The sequence below is a fragment of the Clostridium sp. D5 genome, from assembly GCF_000190355.1.
Taxonomy (GTDB): Bacteria; Bacillota; Clostridia; order Lachnospirales; family Lachnospiraceae; genus Faecalicatena; species Faecalicatena fissicatena_A.
In genome coordinates this window covers 1-2,744 of sequence record NZ_GL870830.1, presented here as the reverse complement: position 1 = coordinate 2,744, position 2,744 = coordinate 1, and the positions used below count along the sequence as shown (strand labels likewise).

At 45.8% G+C, this 2,744-nt stretch carries 1 protein-coding gene; it reads right to left on the bottom strand.

The window, feature by feature from the left end; translation table 11 throughout:
- Window positions 1-130: 130 nt before the first annotated feature.
- Window positions 131-2,041, bottom strand: a complete 1,911-nt coding sequence (gene ltrA, locus HMPREF0240_RS23075; RefSeq protein ID WP_009005801.1) for a group II intron reverse transcriptase/maturase — start codon at window positions 2,039-2,041, stop codon at window positions 131-133.
- Window positions 2,042-2,744: the final 703 nt, after the last annotated feature.

The window sequence follows — 2,744 nt, the reverse complement described above, 5'->3', positions numbered from 1 at the left end:
ATAGTGATAGGTAATCCTTTGAAGTTATCGCCGGATTTTCCCCCACTCCACACCGGACGTGCGACTTTCACCGCATCCGGCGTTCCATCGGTTGTTTTCACAAGCATTTAATCAATCACCAAATGAAATGTTAGTTTTCTATTGCGGACAAACCAGCCTGCTGGCGCAGACTGTTCACTTTTAACATCAGTTCCTTTGTTGCCTTGAGCGTGTCGGCTATCTCTTTTAGCTCATTCTTAGGACACTCTTGCAGGAGTGGAAGAAATCTATTATGGAACAAAATCATATTTCGATAGCGTTCCTTGCCGCCCAATTCTGCCGGTGTTTTCAGCCAGCATACTATGTCAGCCGCATTTTCAAAGAGTTCCCCACTTAGCGCACATTTTCCACGTTGAGCCGAGAATAGTGAAATCCTGCTGTCAGTAAGTTCTGTGCTTCGCCCCATAGACGGTTGATTCCTCAAACCTGATAGAACAGATGAGTTCATACTTAGGTTCGTGTGTATCAATGCCCGTCCCTCTACCGTGTAACTGCAAACCGCCGCTTTCTTTGCCATCGGTATCTTGTTCTTGATGTATGCGATAGGGTAGATAGGTTGGTCGATTCCAGATACATACCGTATCATTGCCGACTTTCCAAACCGTTCTTTTTCGCTCTCGGTCATTGCGCCGCCCTCTCGAACAAGTCTGCACCCGGTTTCTGTATTGAGCCGATTTGTTAAAACTGTCATGACCTGTCTGTGGATTTTCCTGCAATCAATGCTGATGCAGGTGGCAAGTTGAAAATAATTCTGTATTCCCAGAACCATTGAATTGTACAGCCGTATTTCGTCCAAAGGTCTTTTTCCCTCTGAAGGTCGGGCAATTCGTTTCGCCTGTTCCACCAGTTTTTGCCTTTCCAGTTCCAACTTTTTGTCACAGATATGAGATTGCACGATGTACTTCCTGCTTTTCGGTCTGACTCGTATCTTAAACCCAAGAAACTCTGAATAGCGTTTTCTAACATTGACTATCCTTGTTTTCTCTGGCGATACCTCCAACCTCAGCCTCTCGGTTATCCATGCCGTTACAGCCTCTTTCGTTCTCAAAGCGTCCTCTTTATTCCGGCAGAAAATTCTGAAATCATCTGCATATCTCACGATATACATTTCTTTCAACCCTGTTTTCCTCATTTTGAGGAATGCCTTGCTCCGGTCAAAAGTAATCGAGTTTCTGATTTTCCTCTCATACCCGTATTCCTTTACAAGAGGGTGGTTCTGCCATTGGCTCTCAACCCATTTGTCCAGTTCATTCAGCACGATATTGGCAAGCAACGGTGAAATGATACCGCCTTGCGGAGTGCCTTTGTCTGGAATGAGTGTAGTGCCGTCTGGCATTCTAATCGGTGCTTTCAGAATCCGCTTGATAATAAAAATCAACTGTTTGTCGTGTATTCCCATTGCCCATATTTGCCGCATTAGCTTGCTGTGATTTACGTTGTCGAAAAATCCTTTTATATCAAACTCAATCACATAATGCAGGTTCATGCGTTGAAGCATGGTGTAAGTTTTCTGCACGGCGTGTTCCACGGAACGGTTCGGGCGAAAGCCGTAACTGTTGTCGCTGAATTTCGCTTCGCAGATTGGCTCTATGACCTGTTTGATACATTGCTGTACCAGCCTGTCCCAGATACAGGGAATACCTAACGGTCTGGTTTTTCCGTTTGGTTTCGGAATGTCTTTGCGTCTTACCGGCTTTGGGCGGTATCCGTGCTGACTTCCTGTGACAATAAACCTCACTTTCTCTGCAACTGTTTCGGGCGGTAAACACCCGATGTCACTGATGTTTTTGTTGTCTGTTCCTGCTGTGTAGCTTCCTCCGTTTGCTTTGATGTTCCGATATGCCAGAAGAATGTTGTCCCGGCTCAGAATTAAATCCATAAGGTCGGTAAAATTTTCTCCCTCCAAACTTCGATGATAGAGTTCATCAAAAACTGGCTGCATACCGTAATACTCGGCATGACGTAAGTCATCTACACATAGAGTTTTGTTTTTCTTTGGCATAAGGCATCACCTCCTTTTTGCGAAAGTGACCCTTTTGGTCTTACTCGAATCCTTATGTTGGATTGAATAATGCCTGCTTATCTCAACCGACTTGTGGCCATTCCTCCGTAGCTCACATAACGCAAGCACATCATAGGTTCGACCACTACTTTTCAGCAGCAGTTCGTCTGCTTATTGTTTTTCGTCAGACTATTCCTTGCGGAATCTGCTGCCTTTCCTCGTTCCGATAGTTCTATCTGTTCATACATACCCATAGGTTCCTGCTATAGACCTGTCGGCTTGCCTGTGCCTGTAACACAGCATGGTCGTTCGTAGGATCAATTTCTACTAAACCACACCGACTGCGCATTAACGCACCCACACATTTCTGCATGGTCTTCTTTTAGACCTGTACATTCGCAGGTTCGTCAGTCCGCCCGCCAAAGCGAACATTCTAACCATAGGTATCTTATAGACTCTCGGCTTATAGGTAACACAGTCTGCCTCCAGACCGCTTTCGACCACTTTAGGCAGTGGTTACGGTTACTCTCAGCCTTTGTCATGGGGCTTCGTACACCAGCCATTACAGCTAATGCACGCCCATCAAGGGTAGGCGTTTCAGGGCGTTACCCCGTCATTCCACCTATCAAACTACCAGTTCTCCGAACAACGGAAAACCGTTGCTCGTGCGCAGACTTTTTACCGTCTGCGAACGAGTCGCACT